Origin of the sequence: Shinella sp. 838 (genome assembly GCF_029623935.1) — a bacterium.
In the GTDB taxonomy this organism is placed as follows: domain Bacteria; phylum Pseudomonadota; class Alphaproteobacteria; order Rhizobiales; family Rhizobiaceae; genus Shinella.
Genome location: NZ_JARSBQ010000012.1, coordinates 47,086 through 65,181 on the forward strand (window position 1 = coordinate 47,086; position 18,096 = coordinate 65,181).

The following is an 18,096-nucleotide window of genomic DNA, read 5'->3' on the forward strand; positions in this document are numbered from 1 at the left end:
TTGCCGTGCTCACCACGACGCGGCGAAAGCCGTGGCACATGTAGCTTTCTGACCCTAGCCTGGACCTTTGCAAGAGACGACCCGGGGAAAGTCCGCCAACGAGAAAATGGCTGTTCTATCGTTGCCGATACAGTTTCGATTCCCCGCTCTTGGACGACCACCATCCTGGAAGTGAGGAAATTGGTTAGATCTGGGTGAGCGATGCACGAAGATGAGGCTAGTCAATAGGGTTGTCACCATTGCTGAGTTTTTGCCGAGCGCGAGCGTCCCGGACGATCCGGACGTCACGCAAACCAATTCCTGGCTCGCGAAGCAAGTCGATGTCGGACAAATTGTCAAAATCGCTAAGCCGGGTGAAGCAGGCGTTGCGCAGCTTCCGTATGACCTTTGCCGGCAGATCCGTGTTTTCGAGTAGGTCGGGATGATCCTCCGGCAGGAATACTGGTGATATGAGTGGGATCGACATATCTCTCTCCATCGATGGTTACGGTCCTCCGATTAGATCTCGCGGAATCTGTGATGGCTACTGTAGAATTCTACATGGCTGAGGGTTGGCTAAAATACGGCGCGCTACACAAATGACACATGAGGCTCGCGAGCGCCTCGTCGGAGCGCGCGGCTGACACTCATGGAGCTGGGAAGCATCGAACTTCTGTTCATCGCGGTGTCGCCGGCGGCACCTTCTTCACCTTTTGGACACTGATCGTCGTCGGCGTGCCTCGGTTGCAGCAAACTTCACAAACGCAGAGCTGGGTCGGAACCGCCGATAGCCGCAGATCGCCCGTATTTAGGTGCTCTGCTAGGTTGCCTCCAGACATTGGACTGGAAGTCCATGCCGGCAAAAAAAAAGGGCCAGCGGAAACCGCGGCCCTTTGAAGTGTGAAGGTCAATAACCTCCAGAGGGGAACAGCTGATGCAGCGGTACTGGGAGGAGTAGACCGCACGTGTGCTTCAGCTACGTGCAGTATGGCGAGAAATTCGGCATAAGGAACCCAAATTTTGTGCAATGCAGCTATTCCCGTGCTGCAGTGCTCCCAAGGCGGGGCTGCGGCTCGATTGTCGAAGTATCCGTCTTGAGTCTGTTACGATCGACGCCTACCTGCCTGCCGATTGCAAAAGAGGCACGATGAACATGAAGTCATGGACGGTCAGCCGCGGCCCCGTAGCGGCAATACCCATAGATGTTGAAAAGGCAGCTGCCATCAACAACCTGCTCAGACAGCCAGCTGGCATTCTGCCCGCTTTGACAGGTGATGCGATCCGCCCTTTCGCCCGCGGTCTGTTTGAGGAGCTTCGCTCCGCACTCAAACCGGATGTGACCGTTACTACGCTCCGTCGTGCTGTTGCGGCTTTTGTCCACTCGAAACGGTACTATTTTGCGAGTGCTCAGCCCGACGCGTACAGGCACGACATCAACGGCTGCCGGGTCGAACCTGTTTCAACGGAAGACAGATTGCTCGCCCAACAGCGCTTCTTGGGACTCTGCCGGAAACAGGGAAACACAGACCTGTCAGTTGAAACGACTGGTCCAAGCCAAGTTCAGCCTGACAAGACGCAGCGAATCCGTGCGTCCCTTCTGGGCGGCAAAGGAACGAAGTCCGCTCCCTTCAACTGACCAGTCTCTCTTGCTGTCCATTGGCGCGCAACAGAGCCATAAGCATCGGTCCTAGCCCGAACTCACCACGCTCGCTCCGCCGGGTGAGATCGCGCAGATAGCCGCCGGCTGAGTTTATGTTCTCTCCTTTCTCGAGAATGCAGGCCATGACGGCGGCGGCATTTGCGGGTCCCATGATCAGGCAGGCCTCCTGATAGGCTGAGGGGCTGACCTGGAGCATGGTCCGAACGACGACTGAGGCCGACATCAGATCGCGCCAATTCCCGATCCTGCCGCCGGGAGCGTAGTCAGATATCTGGGGGCAAGCCTGCAACACGAGGGCGAGCGGGAAGGATCTCAATTCGCCAGTTTGGGGGTCCCCTCCCCTCACCGACGAGACTGAATTTTCCCGGTTTGACTGATTATCTCGTCGCTGAGGTACGGATTGCGGTGGCGATTGAACGATTTGCGTGGTCGCCATCCTATCGTTTTCCAAGCACGGTTCAGATTCAGTAAGAGATTCGGTGTGTGAATTCTTTATGTGCCGCTCATTCTGACAGGGATTGCCGCTCTCATTTTTACTTTTTAGCTGCAATTCCAATTGTTTGACGACATCCTCGCGAAGCAGTTCCAGTTCGTGGAGCGCGGTTTCCAGTTGATCGATCGTCGGGACGCGGGGCAGCTTCGCTGTCAGTTCCTGGAGATCCAGGGTAATCTCAGGCCAGTCGCCTTCGGCCTTTTCCTGCAACGCGGTGTCGACCAGCTTGACGACATCTCGGCGGCAGAGGGTCCAACGTTCGCGTAGATGCTGGAGGTGCAGCCGTTCAGCAACGACCTTGGCGGCGAGCTGCTCGATCTCTACGGATCTGGCCAGCAATGGCGCCAGGGAAAATCCATAGGCGACGTAGATTTCGCCGGATCTGGATTTGCGTGCGTACCGCTTCCCGTTAGGGCTGTCCCTACGGATGAGCAATCCTGCGCCGACAAGGAGAGACACATGCCGCCGGATCGTTTGCTCGGCCATGCCGTGCGCGCGAAGCGATAGTTGGGCATTCGACGGGAACACGACGAGACCGTGCTCTTCCGACAGTTCGTTGTGCGGATAGAAGCTGAGCAGTGCGTTGAGCACCGCAAGCGCTCGGTCCGTCACGCCGAGAAGAGGCTTCGCCTCGCAGAGCGCTCGATACAGTTTCCATTTATCGATGGATTTTCCAGGTTCAATCTTGCGGGATGCCACCTGTCTGGCAAACAGGCCAAGCGACATCGTCCGCCGCCCGAAGGGCGTCGTCACACTTCCACTTTCCATTTCCTTCACCTTTTAAAAGGCAAAAGAAATCCGCTCACCTAAACGATGCCAAAGACTCTTGACTGTGATTCGTGGAAATGCGATTCTCGATCCTGCGACAAATCAGAGAGAGGCTTCCACGACTTCGGTCGTTTGGGGGCCTTTTTCTTTTGCGATCTAGTCTCCTCGTTCCTGATTCCGTTGGTCTAGAAACGCGGTGTAAAGCGCTTCCAGGTTATCGGAGACGAAGGCTCCGAAATTTGATGCGTCCTTAGACGTCAGCGCGATCGTGAACGTCTTGCCGGAAGAACGTGTTTTCACCGCTACGGATTTGGAAGCCACATTGAATTCGCGAACAGATGGCGAAGGGGCAATACGCTTTGGCTTCTTGACGTTGTTAAGGTCGGCAAGGAGTAGATTGAAGCGATCCTCTTCGGGGGCCTGTTGGAACGTGTCCGAACCAACGAAATGAACTGCCCGTTCTCTCTTGTCGGCGATCTGGACGAGTTTCTTCAATTCTTCCCAGCGGTCCCGCCCGACGCCTTTCGCTGCTCCGACCGCGTCGAAGATTGGATCTGGGACGGTTTCCGCGACTGACAGCATTCGAGACAGCAAAGTGTCATCGACCGTGAGCGCTGCCTTAACGACGTCCTTGCTCATGCCTTTAGAAATAAGCCTACGAGCAAATAGCGACTTCTCGATAAAGGTTAGGTCAGATCTAGCGCTGTTCTCCTGCCCCTGAGCTATAACGTGCGCTATATCTTCTAGAGGCTTGACTACTGCCCTCACCGTTATGCCCAGCTCACGAGCGACGCGAGCTCGGCGATGACCGAAGACGATCATGTAACGGTCAGTTATCTCGGGGTGTGGACGCACGAGTATTGGTGTGGACTGGCCGGATTGGCGAATAGCCTCTCGGAGCTGGATATACTCGTCTTCATCGTCATCGATCCGGTCGGACACAAATGAGCTGTCGAGCGAGTGGGGATCTAGCGAGACAATCGTTTCGCCTTCTAGCAAACGGATAGAGTTTTCCGCCATCTCGTCGAGGGACTGCATCATCGAGCGAGACGCACCTCGGCGCGTATATTCCGAGCGCGCTTCGGTACTGCGCTGCATGCTGTCTTCGGTTGGATGAGCGAAGTTCGCCAGCGAGTGCTTCCTAGCCATGCTGTGCCCTCTTCTTCAAGACTAAGCGGCTGACTTTGCGCATTTTTTTCCGGAGATGCACGGCTGTCAAAATTCGTTTCATTTACGGCCCCAAGACTTGTGTATGAGACTTGCGATTTCCCCATTCACCGCGTTCAGGCACTCGAGAGCTCTGTCATAGGTCGTTCTAATGAATTGATTTCTCTCGACCTCATATAGGGTCTGCTTGGTTATTCCCGCATCGCTGATTGCCGTGGATTTGAGCATGTGGTTCTGCAGCATGCGTTTGGAGAACATCGCCTGCATAAAGCCAACCATTTGGGCTTGAGGACCGTCAGTTGGCTCGTATCGCGTGACAAGATAACGGAACCAGTCCAGCTTCACCTTTGCCCCGGCTCCTCTGATTGAATCCAGTATCCCCCCTAGCATCAGCAGAAACTGGCTCATCGACATGATATCGAGCATTTGAGGATGGACAGTGATCAGCACCGAGGTCGAGGCGGTTAGGGCCGTAAGCGTCAGGTATCCCAGCTGCGGTGGGCAATCAATTACGACCACATCATAGCGAGCGTCGACTTCCTTTAATGCATTCGAAATGCGGGTGAAGAAGAGCCGGCCGTCTGGGGACGACTTGTTCGATGCGGCAAGCGGTGTCTGATACTCGTACTCTTGGAGTTCCAGATTTGCTGGTATGATATCGAGGCCGGGGAAATTCGTTCGCTGAATGACCTCGGTGATTGATTTTCGCTCGTCATCGTATCGGAGAGCCTCAAACAGCGATGGATTCTTGTCGAGTTCCGGTTGGATGCCGTGTAGGGCGGTTAGCGATGCCTGAGGGTCTAGATCAATCGCCAGAACTCGGTGACCCGTCAGAGCCAAAAACTGCGCGAGGTGTGCTGTGGTGGTGGTTTTGCCAGAGCCACCTTTGAAGTTGACGACGGACACAACCTGCAAATGCTCTCCGGGCCGGCGATGGGGCACGTATCGCTTGAAATCGCTGCGGCCATTCTTGTCGAGGAAGGCGCGGAGCTCCATCATCTGTTCCGCCGAATAGGTGCGCCGGCCAGAGGACGTAGTCGTCGGAACAGGCCCCTTCCCTTCCAGGTGAAGTTTCTTGATGTGGTTTTGTGTGACGCCGAGATAATCGGCAACCTCTGCGAGCGAGAATGACCTCAACCCCTTCTGCGCGTCTGGGGGGTACTGCTCGAGGCGAAGCATGTTAAGATTATCGGATATCAGTTCTCCTTGCTGGAGAATCTCGCTTCCGAAATCGAGTGCCTCAAAATTGATGGTCATGTTCATCCAGCCGGATCCAGAATAACGCTTTTCCTGCTCGTGCAGGCTTAGAAGCGTTATTAATACCTGCGATTCTACCATCTCGGCAAACTGTTTTTAGTTAACAAGATCTTAACGCTGTGATCTCTACGAACTTGCACTCGTGGACCTACGGCTATCTGACTGGAAGCAAACGGAAAATAGCGATTCTGCACGGCTGTCAAATGCAGTGGTTCTGCTGGTCGGCCTAATGCGGGCAATAGGGAAGGCGCAGCTCGTTGCTGAATTCAATTGTGGACGTCTCAACCATCGTCCCCCTGCCCTCACGATATCCTGGAAACGCTAGCCCTTTAATTTCCAAGGCAGATCTGTCGGTTGCCAGAGGTTCCAGGTGTGGAGGCTTCCCTAGGGTCAGGACCCATTGATTTGAATTGACGGCCATGATTCAGACGGGCGTATAGGAGCCTGACTGATGAGCAATTTGTTTTGGCTGACGGACGAGCAAATGGCTCGGCTTCAGCCGTATTTCCCCAAGAGCCATGGTCGCCAGCGCGTTGATGATCGACGCGTTCTGAGCGGCATCATTTTCGTCAACCGCAACGGCCTCAGGTGGTGCGATGCACCAAAGGAATACGGCCCCTCCAAGACGCTTTATAACCGCTGGAAACGTTGGGGTGACAAGGGCATCTTTCTCCAGATGATGGAAGGCTTGGCTGTGCCTGAGGCTGCAGAGCGCAAGACCATCATGATCGACGCGACCTATCTCAAGGCCCACCGCACGGCTTCCAGCCTGCGGGTAAAAAAGGGGGCTCGGGCCGCCTGATTGGGCGCACGAAAGGCGGCATGAACACCAAGCTTCATGCCGTAACGGATGTGAATGGTCGCCCGATCAGTTTCTTCATAACGGCCGGTCAGGTCAGCGATTACACCGGTGCTGCCGCCTTGCTTGATGAACTTCCCAAGGCCAAATGGCTACTGGCCGACCGTGGCTATGATGCCGACTGGTATCGTGAAGCTTTACAGGCGAAGGGGATCACGCCCTGCATCCCGGGTCGGAAATCCCGCAACAAAACCGTCAAATACGACAAGCGCCGCTACAAACGTCGCAACCGGATCGAGATAATGTTCGGGCGTCTCAAAGACTGGCGGCGTGTCGCTACGCGCTACGACAGATGCCCTATGGCCTTCCTCTCCGCAATAGCTCTCGCTGCAACCGTTATCTTCTGGCTCTGATCAACGAGTCCTGAGCCTAGAAGACGTCAGGAGGCAATGGTATTAGACGCATCCGCCTCTTGGTCGACGAGGCCTAACTCGGCGCTCAGTACAATTGATGCCGCGGCTGAGTCGCACAGCAACGTCGGCAATCGTGACGTAACCTCAAAGGCGTGCACCGCTTTCGACACAAGTTTCAAGCCGGCGTTCGATAGCGAGCGCCACAGGCGTTATCGCCACCGCAATTCCAGCCTTAAAGAGCGTCTGGAGAGCCTGATCCTGGGCGCGCGCGGGACAATTTGTGAGGTCATCTTCACGGTTAGCCGCGGTCAACTGCGATCGGAGCACGGACGCCACTGCGAGCGACGCTCCCGTCAAATACAGGATCATATCGCGGACTGCTATGAGCGCTTACGAACCGACGCTAACTTCCAGCGAGGGTGTGTTTCTGGCTCCGTGCTTGCAGTAGTCGAGGATGGACCACTTCGAAAGTTGACGCGAGATTTTACCGAGACGCGATAGAGGCGGGACGCTGGTCGTCTCAGCTTGGTTAAGCCACCGCTCGCGGGCGAAAAAGGTCCCAGGAGCCCACGTGGAGAGCTCCTGCGCGGGGCGGTTGCTGTGTGAAAAGCATCTGCCGGCCCCAACTCACCAATGACTGTGTTTGAAGGGACGTCGCCGCCATGGCCGCCTTGAGCAGGCGACATATGTTTGGACAGGAAACCATCGCGGTCGATGTCCAACGTTGCAATGCTTCATATTCTTGTGATCGGAAGTGCCGGCTTCTTTGTCATTCCTTTCCGTGGCAAAAAGGGCAGTGCTGCCAGAGTTTGCCTGTTTTAAAGCGAGGAGGCGACCGCGCTAATGCTCGGGGCTCTATGCAAATTGAAGTCGCTTTGGCGATCCACCAGAGAGAGCGCTACAACTCAGCGAACGGCCAACGGCATCGGCAATGACGGAATCTCGGCTGCCCTGCGTAATGGGCGCTCGCAATTCTACCCTTGCAAGCGGCCTTCTCTGAAGGCCCACGATGCTCACAAATCCGAACATTGTGCACAGCGCTTGATGATATGCTGAACCGCCGATTTGGGGCGGGGTCTACTTGAGGAGTTGAGCGGCCCGGCCACTACGCCGGGACGCATCATTGTAGTAGCTGGTTGCCTGCTGCACTGACCGATGACGCGATTGCTCCATGGCCTCGGGGAGAGGGATTCCGCGGTTCGCAGCCTCCGTGAGGTACCCGGATCGCAATCCGTGCGCCGAAAACTCCCCAGGATCCAACCCAGCCATTGCTACGCGTTGCTTGAGAATGTCATTGACCGCCTTCGGATCGAGCGGCCGACGACTGACGTTGCCCCAGCGGTCGATCGCCCGGAACACACTGCCGTTGTCGATCTTGGCGGCCGCGAGCCAGGCTTTCAACGCCTCGACGGGCCGGCCGGTCAGATAGACGATCTCGTCCTGATCGGCACCACTGGTCTTGGTGCGGCCGAGGTGGATCGACATAGAGGGGAGGGGGCTTCCATCCTCACCCTTCACCGGCGCCTCGATCGTTAGCTGTTCTTTTCGAAGTCCTGCGACCTCGCTGCGGCGACGGCCGCCCGAGGCAAAGGCCACCATCAGGATCGCGCGATCGCGAAGGTCGCGCAGATTGTGATCGTCGCAGGTCGCAAGCAGCTTTGCCAGCACGTCGCCGGTGACGGCCTTGGCGCTCTTGCGGCGGCGTTTCCGCGGCACGGCGCGAACGGTAAGGCGGATCGCCGATTTCAGGGCAGGGGAGGCGAAGGAACCCTGAGCGCCGCGCCACTTTGTCAGGGTCGACCAGCTGGCCAGCCGCCGGCGCACGGTGTCGGGGGCGTGGGGCCCGGTCGACCGCAGAAAGCCGGCGTCCCTCAGGGACTGGTCGACGTCGGCCGGCATGCCATGATCTGTGTCAGTCTCGCGCTGTCGCGGATCCCAAAGATGATGGGCGACGAATTTCAGCAGCAGCGCCTCCGGCGCCGGCCAAGGCAGGGGATCGCCGGTCGCGGCCTGCGACCAGGCCTCGAGATAGGCGAGATCGGAGGTCAGGGCGCGCAGTGTGTTCTCACCCATGCCCTCGTTGACGAGGTGCCTGAGTGTCTCGACGTCCTGGTCGGTCAGGAGTTCAGCGAGCTTGTCGCGCCGCTCGATCGGCAGCACCGAGGCAATGGTGTCGAGCTGCTCGGCCCGGATATGGATCGCGTCGCTCATCAGAAGGGAAACCTCTTCGCCTTGCGTTCGGCGGCCAACTGGCTTTCGTAAAATTCGTCCATCCTGGCAATCGGATCTTCCCCATGATCGGCCCGGCGAGCCAGTTCCTTCAGGGCCGCAAGGTTCATCTGCGGCTTTGGGCGGGCCAGGTCGATAAAGTCATCGTCCGGCAGCATGGTGTGCGGGTGCATGTGAGGCAGGATCCACTTTGCGAGCTCCCGATAGGAAGCGTCGGTTTGATGCTGCAGCAGGTCGGTGGTCGCGCCAGCGACGATGTCGGCGATCTGCAGGCCGGGATTTGCCGCGGAGGAGCCGAATCGGATCGGATTGGCGAGGTTGGCCCTGATCTTGACGCGATGGCCGCCGGCGCCGATCAGCTCGGCGCTGTCGGACCGGCCGACGAAGCCGTCGAACGCATGCGCCATGGCCTGCAGCGGCTTGGAGTCGTCGCACAGCACATCGAGGCTGTCATAGTGGTGGCCCCAGCCGTGCAGGAGAAGACTGAACAGGCAGGTCGTGGTCAGGTCCAAGGTCCACTTGGCTGTCGGATTGACGTCCTTCTGCAGGTGCTTGCTTTGATCGGCGATCGTTGCCGCGTAGCCTCGGGCGAACCGCAGGACGCAGTCGAGGATCTCGTGTGTCTCGGCGCTACTCTCGGCGGCGGCAAACACCGTCGGCGCGTCGGCCGGATCGAAGGACTTCATGAAACTCTGCAGTTCCTCAGCCAGCTTCGGCGTCGGCGCACCCGTGACGAACAGGATGCGGTGCAGGCCGTTCATGACGAAGCGATGCAGATCATAATGGTAAAACAAGCCGTTCATCCTCTCGAGCACGGGCTCGAAGATATATTCGAAGGTCTTGCCGGCGAGATTGAGCCGCTTGTCGGCCGCGATGACCATCGCCCGCCCCTTGATCGGTTCAAGGATGTCGAGCGCGATTTCCGGCCAGTTGTCGCGTTTGCGCAGCAGGCCGGATTTCAGCTCGGGCGCCTGGACGCGGAATTTGCCGCGCGCCGCAGCGACGATCGCGGCGGCTTCGTCGGCCGTCAGGTCGACGGCCGCATAGGCGAAATATGGCTGGTTGTCGTCCAACAGCTTCGGGCCGGTATAGCCGGCCTCGTCACAGGATATCAGCCGAGGATTGTTTTCGGTCCTGTCTGCCATGCTGCTCCGTTCCGCTGCCATCCACGATCTGGGCAGACGAGTCCACCGATCCAAGTCAGCAAAATGCCGCCAAATCCCGGTGATTCCTCGCGGTTCTGCGGTCCAGGATTCACGAGATTGGCTGATTTGCGCGGCCAAATCAATCACCTCCGATAAGGGTTACTTATCGGCGGTGAGCCACCGCGGGCTCTTTTATCGGATGTGAGGAACAGTAACGTCGATATGGCGTTCGTTTAGGAAATCGTTTACCATAAAATCAATGGCTTACGATCTCGCGAAAATCAGCATGAACGCCCTGATGCGGCCGGCGTTCGACGCCGGCATCGCGCTGACCCGTCTCGACGAGCGGATCGCCCGCTCGCCGGTCGGAACAGGCTGGACCGAGCGCATGCATTTCGCCGATGCGTGTGCGTCCCTCTGGATCGACGGCGAACTGGTCCATCTCGAAGATCTCGTCCTCCATGACGCTTTCCGAGACACCCGCACGCCCACCCACGAGCTGACAATCGCCCGCGACGTGCTGCGCACCCGCCGGCGCATTGCTGCTCAGTCGCCGGATTGGGCGCTGTCCGCCGACGGTATCCGTTCGCTGCGCCAGGCGTGGCCTGGAGCATCTTTGGGCGGCGAGGTCGAGAAAGAAAGCGGCGTGGTGCAGGCGGATCCGGTCGGGGAAGGGGAGGGGGACGACGGTGATGACGCGGAGAATCTGCCCGGCGTCGACTATGCCGCGATCGATGCGATCCTCGCGCGCTCTGACGCCGCGATGGAACGAGCCAAAAAGCCCGGCCGGGCTCCGGCCGATCCGCTGGTCTATGATCTCGACTGGGACGAGGATGCCCGGCTCGACGAATGGCGCGGCGTGCTGCGCCAGGCCGAAAACCTGCCGGTCGTGGTGCGGGCCGTCATCGCTCTCGATGCCTGGAACGAATTGTCTGTCCTGCAGCACGCCCCTTGGCTCGGCCGGCTGTTTTGTGGGTCCATCCTGCGCCAGGCCGGCATCACAAGCGGCGCTCACTTAGCGGCGATCAATCTCGGCCTGAAAACCATTCCCGTCGACCGGCGCCGACATCGCGATCGCGAAACCCGGCTGCTCGCCATCGCCCACGGCCTGATCGCGGCCGCTGAAATCGGCATGAAAGAACATGACCGGCTGGTTTTGGCGCGCACGCTCATGGAGCGGAAGCTGGAGGGGCGACGGACTTCGTCCAAATTGCCTGAGCTGATCGAGCTCGTCATGGCAAAGCCACTGGTGTCATCAAAAATGGTGGCCAAAACGCTCGAGGTCACGCCGCAGGCTGCGCGGCGGATCGTTTTGGAGCTCGGCCTCAGAGAGATGACGGGGAGGGGGAGGTTTCGGGCGTGGGGAATCGTGTAGCCAGCTATGTGTTTCTAAGCCTGTTTTTATGAGTTTTTCTGACCCCTTAAGCAACCTTCCGGGTTATCATGGTATAAATAGCCACGGATTATCATCATTGAGAGGGATCTGGACAATGGCTGCTGGGTTCGAGTTCAAGAAGTGGAGCGCAGTACGGACCATTAATAATATGGGCGAGTTCCGAGGGCGCTTCAACAACGATGAAATTGATTGGCTGCTCAATAAGTTCGAAGATCTTCAAGAAGACGATTGCTCCAGAGGCTCGCTCGACGATGAAGAAATCTGGCCGCGGTTCCGGCTCTTTTTAAACGATGTTATTGCGCTCGCGGAATGCATCAATTCCGTTTTCGTCCAGTACGACATCGATTTTGAGCCGGATAGTACCGTCGAAGGTGTTCTTAACCGAGTAGCTGATGGTTTGTCCGGATCTGAAGTCGACACTGCCCGTAGCTGGATCCGCAGGACCGAAGACGTCCAGCGGCTGATCGATAGGGAAATCAGCCAAAACGAGCCGCTCCAACCGTTATGGTCGAAGGCGCAATTTGACGTCATTGACGGTCTTTCCGGGAAATTCGACGGAATTAGGTGGGAAGGTGACGATCAGCAACTATGGCGTGAAATCACGTATGTTTTTCGCTTGCTGCCGAAGCCTAAACCTGTTGTCGGCAAAGTCATTGAGGATTTTCAGGTCTTTGTAAGCTACAAACGGCGACGGAATGCTTTGGCGGCTGCGCGGCTAGTGGATTATCTTCGGTCCCTTGGATTTTCAGTATGGTTTGATGACAAAGTATTAGCTCTGCAAGGCCAAGCGGTAGTGAACAAACAAGAACTCGCAAAATTCATCATCAGTGCCGTTAGATCTTGCCCGGTAACTGTAGTTTTCGAGGCCCAAATGGAGGCCGCCGCAATTCCTGAAGAATATGAGGATGCAGAGGAACTCAACTGGTCAGGCGAGGTCATGTTGGTGGACGGCGTGCAGATCGCGTGGAACTGGCAAAAGCTCGAAATCGATAACGCCAAACGGCTCATCGCAATCTCGCCTACCAATCGTGTCACGCTTGGCAACCAGGCGGTTTCTTCTTGGAGCACCGAGGAACAGGCTTTTGTCGCCGTCGGAGTATTAGTCTCACAACTAATCGTTTCTCCGACGCAGAAACCATAGAACGTACCATGATTGGGAGGGTTGGTCGCCCGGATATCGACTTGCTGACGGATGAGGCCGTGCGGGACGGAATAGAAGAAGCTCTGGAGGTCGACGTGGTATGTGTTTCGGCGAGGAAGATTGGACGCCGATAAGGGGTCAACATTCCGCGCCGGTTGAGAGCTTTGACCAAAACGTGATTCCATAACCAACTCTGGGTGGAAAACGCGGCTCAGTTCCGCGTGGAAATCAACAGACTGACACATGGGCCCCGTAGGGGCGGACCCCGTGGTGTAGGCACATCTATCTGAATCAAGCCCATACGAAGCTGTGTTTTAGGAGCACATGGATTGATCGCAGCGGTTCCCAGATCTGGGAAGGGGAGAGGTGCTTCCCACAGCAACGAACTTCGAAGGTCTCACTCAATGTGATCTAACTAGGCCGCCTAGTGATCGTCTTCACCGGTCTTGATCGACTTCTGAATGGAATTTGGCCCTCGTAAGACCTCTTAGAATTAGCACTATCGCCTGTTCCACATGCGGAGTGCTCGCCAGTATCCTATTTTCTTCTGCCGACAAACCGTTTCGGAGGCTTTTGCCTCTGAACTTCTGAAACCGATCACGGCCGCGCCAATCTCGGACACGTATCGGCTCTAGGACCCCGATCGCTTCCGCCACATCGCGGGCACAGCCGCCAAATCCACCCACTATATAAATAGGTTGTTTTCCCTGGAGCGAATAAAGCGCTTCCTCCGCAATACCCGGCATCGAGCCCATGAACTTATCGACCACACCTCCGAGGATTATTCTAGCGTGGGTTGTCTGGCGCATCGTCAGACGCATTGCAGAAAGCCCCTTTGTCCATTCTGACTCGGAGGGCTGACGTGTTGGAACATCACGACGCCCTGCCAACCCAATATCTTTGCCATTGATATCGAGAAGACGAAGCTCAGCCGTTCCTTCGAGGTCGGCTGCAACTTGGAGCAAGTGTTCGGGCGTTTCTCGGATGTGGACGGGCCAAGCAAGGTAATTTGTGACGCCGAGTTTGCGGCTAACTTTCGAATCTCGCCGATATCGGGCCGCGAGTTCAAATAACAAGGTGCTAAAGCCGTCTTTGCGAAGATCGCCGCCGTAAACAAGTTTTGCACCAAGGGCGAGCGTATGCCGAGCAATTTCAGTCATCGCATCCCGCAGATGCTCTTCATGCAGTCCCAACCCCTTCATGTCGGGACTGTGCGAGGTAGAGACCGCTATCGACTTGTTTTCTAGGACGTCGGCATAGGTCATCGAATCGCTCCTGCTAGCCATTCAGTGGCGCTTCGAAGCTGCAGGTTCGGCGCGATTTTGTGGAATAGTCGTTCTTCCTCGGCGCCAATCGGAGGATCAGGGTAAACGATGACAACGTCCTGTCCTTCAGTCGCTGGAACAAGACTAGCCAAAGAGATCAATTCAGGAGGCCGCGGCAGGAAGGTGACGCCATTTTTCGCTTTAGGACGCATCAGTTCGACTCTGCACTGCCACAAAAAGTCTTTCAGAACTTCGTCCAGCAACGCGTTGATCACTGCCTCTATCCGGCTTGCCTTTTTGTTTTCTAGTCGAATGATCGGTACGTTTCCAAGATAAGGAAAGCCGCGCTCGTCCCTATCAGCGATGCAGTTCGCGATCACAAGCGGTCTGTTGTGACGTTTTGCTTCGATGATCTCACGACGACACCATTCTCTCGACGAAAAGGAGTCGGTGTGCACGGCGATGACCGCACTTATTTCGATCTGCGCGAGTAGGACATCGTGGAACTTCAATCCGGGCGGAATGTCGTAGACGTCGAAGAAGCTTCCGAGCCCGTCACGTTCTGTCAGCTTCTTTCGGATCGCCTTCGCGACTTGCTCACCGGCATCATTCTTGTCGTGCTTCGAATGACTTAGAAATATATCAACCTTCTTCAAGAAGCCCAGAAGAGCTTGCCGGGTTTCATCCGGCCGCCTGAGGTGTTCAAGGTAGTGGCGAAGCATTCGGCAGAACTGGAAGGTCAGCAGCCCGATCAGTTTGAAGACCTTGTCTTCGATACTTCCTTTCCAATCCGACCAATGAAGTGCTTGCTCGGCTTTTTTTATTTGATTGATGATACCAGGGTCCATTGCTACGGGAAAAAGAACTGTCGATAGTCCAGCGGCCGTAGTTTGATCTGAAATCCTTTGAAGGAAATCCATCCAGACCGGATCCCGAGCGAAATTCTGATCCGCAAGGACTATAATAGCGGAGGTCTCGGCGTCCGCGAAATCGATGGGAAGTGGTTCGTCCGTTCCATCAGCGAGCGCATAGCGATACACGACACTGATGCCGGTGCCGCCTGTGATCTTTTCATAACTTTCCCTTCGGAAATGCTCGAAAAGGGCCTTTGCCACCGTGTGGCCCACGGCGAAGCTCGGATGCCAAACGACATAAATCACGATAAACGGGCGAGCCGTATCAATCATGCGATTCCTCGCTATCGCTCTATACGCCACTGTAAAGAGCCGTGTGACGAAGGACTATAGCCCGAAGTTGACTGCCTTCCAACCAAGGCGAGTAAGCATAACTAGTATGGCGTCTCGGTGATGGGCAGCGGAATAGGTGCTCGCGCGATGTGATCGCGTTCTCATTGAGGAGCTTCGCGCATCAGACAGCAGCTGTTGGCTCTGTTCAGAACATTGCCAGTTGCTTAGGAGAGCCGGTGATGGGCGGCAATCCGTACAATCCTTCGATGCCGGAAATGAAGTCGCTCTGACCGCCATAGCTCGGATGACGAACCTGCATCGCTTCGATTCCAAGATCGGCAAGCGCAAGCTGGGCATCTCGTCCGATTGCGACCACGATGCGGGGATCAAGCACGTCGAGCAGCCAGCTGAGCAGAGGGCGGCAGGCGTTGCGTTCGGTGCGTGTATGGCAGCGATTTGACTGTGGGTCGCCGCGTTCATGTGGATGAAGCGGAAACACGTTCCAAAGGAAGACCGGACGTTGAATCCGGTTCAGGGTCTGCCAGATTATGCTCGCGGTTCGCTCAGTCAACGCCGGGCCCTTGGTCGCACGAACGAGAGGCAGGTCACCGTAAAGCACAGAATGGTCAGTGAGATGGGCTTCGTCGGTCAATGCAAGACCGGTGCGTCGACCACCGCGATAGCCGAGATCTCGGGCAATCCAGATAGAATCGACTTTCCGCTCAATTGCCGCGTCGAGAACAAGCTTCAGGTTTTTTCGGCGAATGGCTGGAGCATCGTGTTGGTCGAAATCGTCGCAGGCGTCGGAGTAGGGGTTGAAAGCATCCCTAAATGAAAGGTCGGCCAGCGTCTCAACGAACTGAGCGGTGTTCATCATGGAAGCTCCTCTATCGACAGCGACCGTCTCTCTACATCAAGCTTGATCCGGCCGCGACGTTTTTCTCTCAGATATCGGAACGCATGGTTCCCCTGTAGGATCGCATCTTCCCAAAGCCAAAGAGGCGAGGTGTGGACTTCGTATCCGCGGACGAATTGGCGAACGTTCTTCAGTAGGGTGAGGCTGAGGTCGCCGGGTTTCTGGTCGGCAAAAAAGTTGAAATCTTTTGCGATTCCAAAAACGTACGTTGCGACACCTTCTTCGATCAGCACCGCACGCGCACCATCTTCTCCTTCGTCGACGCGAACCTTGCTCTTCCGTTTCCGTTTCAACAGGGCGCGGGTGACCGGCGACCAGCCGAGAACAGCGGCGTAGGCGTAATGGAAGACGTCGTGGAACCTGTAGTCGTCCGGCTCCATGATGTTGTCGGTCAGGCGATCGCCGATGAACAGGCCTCTGCAGCTCTGCAATACGTAGCTTTTGCCGTTACTGGCCTCGCGCTCGTAGATGTCGATTTCTAAGGTTCGTGGCAGCTGTTCGTCGCCAGGGAAGGTGCTGTCGAAAAGTCCAGGATAGACGCGATCCTGCGGCCACCGATCCTCTGTTTTCTCGATGTTGAAGCGCGCGGCGTCTTCAAGGAGAACCTCTGCTTCGTTCGCCGCCTGGACAAGGTGTCGGAAAACGCTGGCCAAGCGTGTTTTCAGAAGGGCCTTGTCGCCGTGAGACCCGTCGACGGTGGCAGCAAGCTCGCCGGTCGCAGCTGTCAGGCGAAGAAGCGTTTTTTCGAACTGTGCGCTTGGTGTATTGAGGGGGAGGGAATGCTGCGGCTGCAGGGCGGAGAAGGCCAAATCTGAGGCGGATACGTCACTCGCCAAGGTCGCCAGTTCGATGTCGGCATGATCCGCGATAATTGCCAGATACCAAAGAGTGTCCCCCAGCTCTTCGAGAACTGTTTGTTCGTAGCCGATTATCGCGGCCTTATCGCGCTGGCGCTTCTTCACCTCACTGAGGAGGCTGCCGACTTCGCCGACGAGACCGAGAACAGGAAGGTCAAACCCGTTTCCTTTGTTACGAGTCCTATCACTGCGAGATGCAAGTTTTTGATACTCGTTCAACCCGAGAGATGCATCAACCATCGAATTCAGCCTTTTCGCAAGCTTAGCCACTCGAACGGCGACCCCTGGAGGCCTCTGGGGCCAATCGAATCTAGCCAAGCGACAAGCTTGTTCTCCATGTCGACATCAGTAAATTTCGACCGGCCAATACCCACCTTACAAATATGCCTGCCGTATTTGTCTTGGAGGTCATTGGGAAACTTGGGACCTTCGCCGCCGAAATAGACGAAATCGGCACTCAACAGGACACGGTCCACCTGCGTATCGTTATCGACATGCTCGGAGTTCGGGCTGCCATCCGGTTTGCTGTGAAAGGAATCACGCTGCCCCCAACCACCGCCGGCTGGAAAATAAATATTGTCGCCAGCACTCTGCTTGCGGCTGCCGTTCCGAATGGGCTTTTTCATTTCGAAACGAGGGTCGGTGTTGTATTGCCCGAAGGTCATGGCATCGGTGACTCTCATCGCGTGGACGATGTGGCCACCACGTCCAACGGCGCGATCTGCACTTCCGCAACCGACCACCCAGTCTCCGATTTCGGCGTGCCTTCGTATAAGGAACATGCATGTGGCGAGAGTGCAGACACCGTAAAACGGATTCGGCGCAAAACCGCTATCGTATCTGACGACGTAAGAGTAAATGCTCATTTTACACCGCAAGGATGACGCTTGATCGGTAGGATCGGGGCAGCGTCGCCGTTCGGCAGTTCTGTTTTGTCCTGGTCCTCGACAATGGCTTCGACAATGGAGTTTCCGTGCCAGCCCACCATAGCGTCGTGATACTCCTTGAGGGCATCCGGAAGCTCACAGCCTTGCTCTCCTTCAGCCCAAACGCCGACGATCCGCTTGCCCTGTTTCGCCGCGTATTCGATTTCCCAATTCACCCATTCGCTGTGGCGAGTGTCGGCCGTGACATAGACAATCAACGTGCTAGCCCACTGGATCTGGGGCGCCAGGATTGAGCTTTTGATATATTCGGGGCTCGTAGCGTTGTTGGGATTGCTAGAATTAATAGAAGAGTCTCGAACATCGAGGTTGTGAGCGCTGAGAATTTTCTTCAGCTTTGCGAGACCATGGTCGTCTTCGTGGATGTGACTTATGAAAACATTCTTGATGAAACCGGTCATTTCACGCCTCACGTGGATTTGCGGTTACGTTGGTACAATTGAAGAGGTTGGGATCGACATAAGTGTTACTTCGACATAT

At 56.3% G+C, this 18,096-nt stretch carries 16 protein-coding genes; 4 read left to right on the top strand and 12 right to left on the bottom strand.

The window, feature by feature from the left end; all coding sequences use genetic code 11:
* Window positions 1-217: 217 nt before the first annotated feature.
* Window positions 218-466: a hypothetical protein gene (locus tag P9A16_RS27015; protein ID WP_278026082.1), complete on the bottom strand. Its 249-nt coding sequence runs from the start codon at window positions 464-466 to the stop codon at window positions 218-220.
* A gap of 666 nt (window positions 467-1,132) precedes the next feature.
* Here P9A16_RS27015 and P9A16_RS27020 point away from each other — a divergent pair.
* The gene (locus P9A16_RS27020; RefSeq protein WP_278026243.1) at window positions 1,133-1,615 is read left to right on the top strand and encodes a ProQ/FINO family protein; all 483 of its coding nucleotides are present in this window, start codon (window positions 1,133-1,135) and stop codon (window positions 1,613-1,615) included.
* Here the strand turns inward: P9A16_RS27020 and repC are convergent.
* The 3 genes from repC to repA form a co-directional block, all read right to left on the bottom strand.
* Window positions 1,608-2,900, bottom strand: a complete 1,293-nt coding sequence (gene repC, locus P9A16_RS27025; protein ID WP_278026083.1) for a plasmid replication protein RepC — start codon at window positions 2,898-2,900, stop codon at window positions 1,608-1,610. The two genes, P9A16_RS27020 and repC, sit on opposite strands and share 8 nt — an antisense overlap.
* Before the next feature lie 156 nt (window positions 2,901-3,056).
* A complete protein-coding gene (repB, locus tag P9A16_RS27030; protein WP_278026084.1) occupies window positions 3,057-4,049 on the bottom strand; it encodes a plasmid partitioning protein RepB in 993 nt (330 codons plus the stop codon).
* A 78-nt stretch (window positions 4,050-4,127) separates the two neighbouring features.
* Window positions 4,128-5,330, bottom strand: coding sequence for a plasmid partitioning protein RepA (repA, locus tag P9A16_RS27035; RefSeq protein WP_278026085.1), 1,203 nt, complete (start codon window positions 5,328-5,330; stop codon window positions 4,128-4,130).
* Between the two features lie 445 nt (window positions 5,331-5,775).
* Here repA and P9A16_RS27040 point away from each other — a divergent pair.
* Window positions 5,776-6,536 (top strand): IS5 family transposase gene (locus P9A16_RS27040; RefSeq protein ID WP_278026086.1). Its coding sequence is split into 2 segments (ribosomal slippage): window positions 5,776-6,100 and window positions 6,100-6,536, totalling 762 coding nucleotides; the frame shifts between segments, so codons are not numbered across the junction.
* A gap of 1,077 nt (window positions 6,537-7,613) precedes the next feature.
* Here the strand turns inward: P9A16_RS27040 and P9A16_RS27045 are convergent.
* Window positions 7,614-8,747, bottom strand: coding sequence for a tyrosine-type recombinase/integrase (locus P9A16_RS27045; protein ID WP_278026087.1), 1,134 nt, complete (start codon window positions 8,745-8,747; stop codon window positions 7,614-7,616).
* On the bottom strand, window positions 8,747-10,048 hold the full coding sequence (locus P9A16_RS27050; protein ID WP_278026088.1) for a DUF3800 domain-containing protein: 1,302 nt from the start codon (window positions 10,046-10,048) through the stop codon (window positions 8,747-8,749). The genes P9A16_RS27045 and P9A16_RS27050 overlap by 1 nt, the downstream gene beginning before the upstream one ends.
* 112 nt (window positions 10,049-10,160) lie before the next feature.
* On the opposite strand from P9A16_RS27050, the gene P9A16_RS27055 reads away from it, so the two are divergent.
* Both P9A16_RS27055 and P9A16_RS27060 read left to right on the top strand, forming a co-directional pair.
* The gene (locus P9A16_RS27055; protein ID WP_278026244.1) at window positions 10,161-11,285 is read left to right on the top strand and encodes an RHE_PE00001 family protein; all 1,125 of its coding nucleotides are present in this window, start codon (window positions 10,161-10,163) and stop codon (window positions 11,283-11,285) included.
* Between the two features lie 115 nt (window positions 11,286-11,400).
* Window positions 11,401-12,447, top strand: a complete 1,047-nt coding sequence (locus tag P9A16_RS27060) for a hypothetical protein (protein ID WP_278026089.1) — start codon at window positions 11,401-11,403, stop codon at window positions 12,445-12,447.
* A gap of 437 nt (window positions 12,448-12,884) precedes the next feature.
* Here the strand turns inward: P9A16_RS27060 and P9A16_RS27065 are convergent, their stop codons facing one another.
* From P9A16_RS27065 to P9A16_RS27090, 6 genes are all read right to left on the bottom strand, one after another.
* Window positions 12,885-13,712, bottom strand: coding sequence for a hypothetical protein (locus P9A16_RS27065; RefSeq protein WP_278026090.1), 828 nt, complete (start codon window positions 13,710-13,712; stop codon window positions 12,885-12,887).
* The gene (locus P9A16_RS27070) at window positions 13,709-14,899 is read right to left on the bottom strand and encodes a toll/interleukin-1 receptor domain-containing protein (protein ID WP_278026091.1); all 1,191 of its coding nucleotides are present in this window, start codon (window positions 14,897-14,899) and stop codon (window positions 13,709-13,711) included. The genes P9A16_RS27065 and P9A16_RS27070 overlap by 4 nt, the downstream gene beginning before the upstream one ends.
* 205 nt (window positions 14,900-15,104) lie before the next feature.
* The gene (locus P9A16_RS27075) at window positions 15,105-15,776 is read right to left on the bottom strand and encodes a uracil-DNA glycosylase (protein WP_278026092.1); all 672 of its coding nucleotides are present in this window, start codon (window positions 15,774-15,776) and stop codon (window positions 15,105-15,107) included.
* Window positions 15,773-16,912: a nucleoside triphosphate pyrophosphohydrolase family protein gene (locus P9A16_RS27080; RefSeq protein WP_278026093.1), complete on the bottom strand. Its 1,140-nt coding sequence runs from the start codon at window positions 16,910-16,912 to the stop codon at window positions 15,773-15,775. The genes P9A16_RS27075 and P9A16_RS27080 overlap by 4 nt, the downstream gene beginning before the upstream one ends.
* A gap of 5 nt (window positions 16,913-16,917) precedes the next feature.
* Window positions 16,918-17,538, bottom strand: a complete 621-nt coding sequence (locus P9A16_RS27085) for a hypothetical protein (protein ID WP_278026094.1) — start codon at window positions 17,536-17,538, stop codon at window positions 16,918-16,920.
* A complete protein-coding gene (locus P9A16_RS27090; RefSeq protein WP_278026095.1) occupies window positions 17,535-18,017 on the bottom strand; it encodes a TIR domain-containing protein in 483 nt (160 codons plus the stop codon). The genes P9A16_RS27085 and P9A16_RS27090 overlap by 4 nt, the downstream gene beginning before the upstream one ends.
* Between the last annotated feature and the right edge of the window lie 79 nt (window positions 18,018-18,096).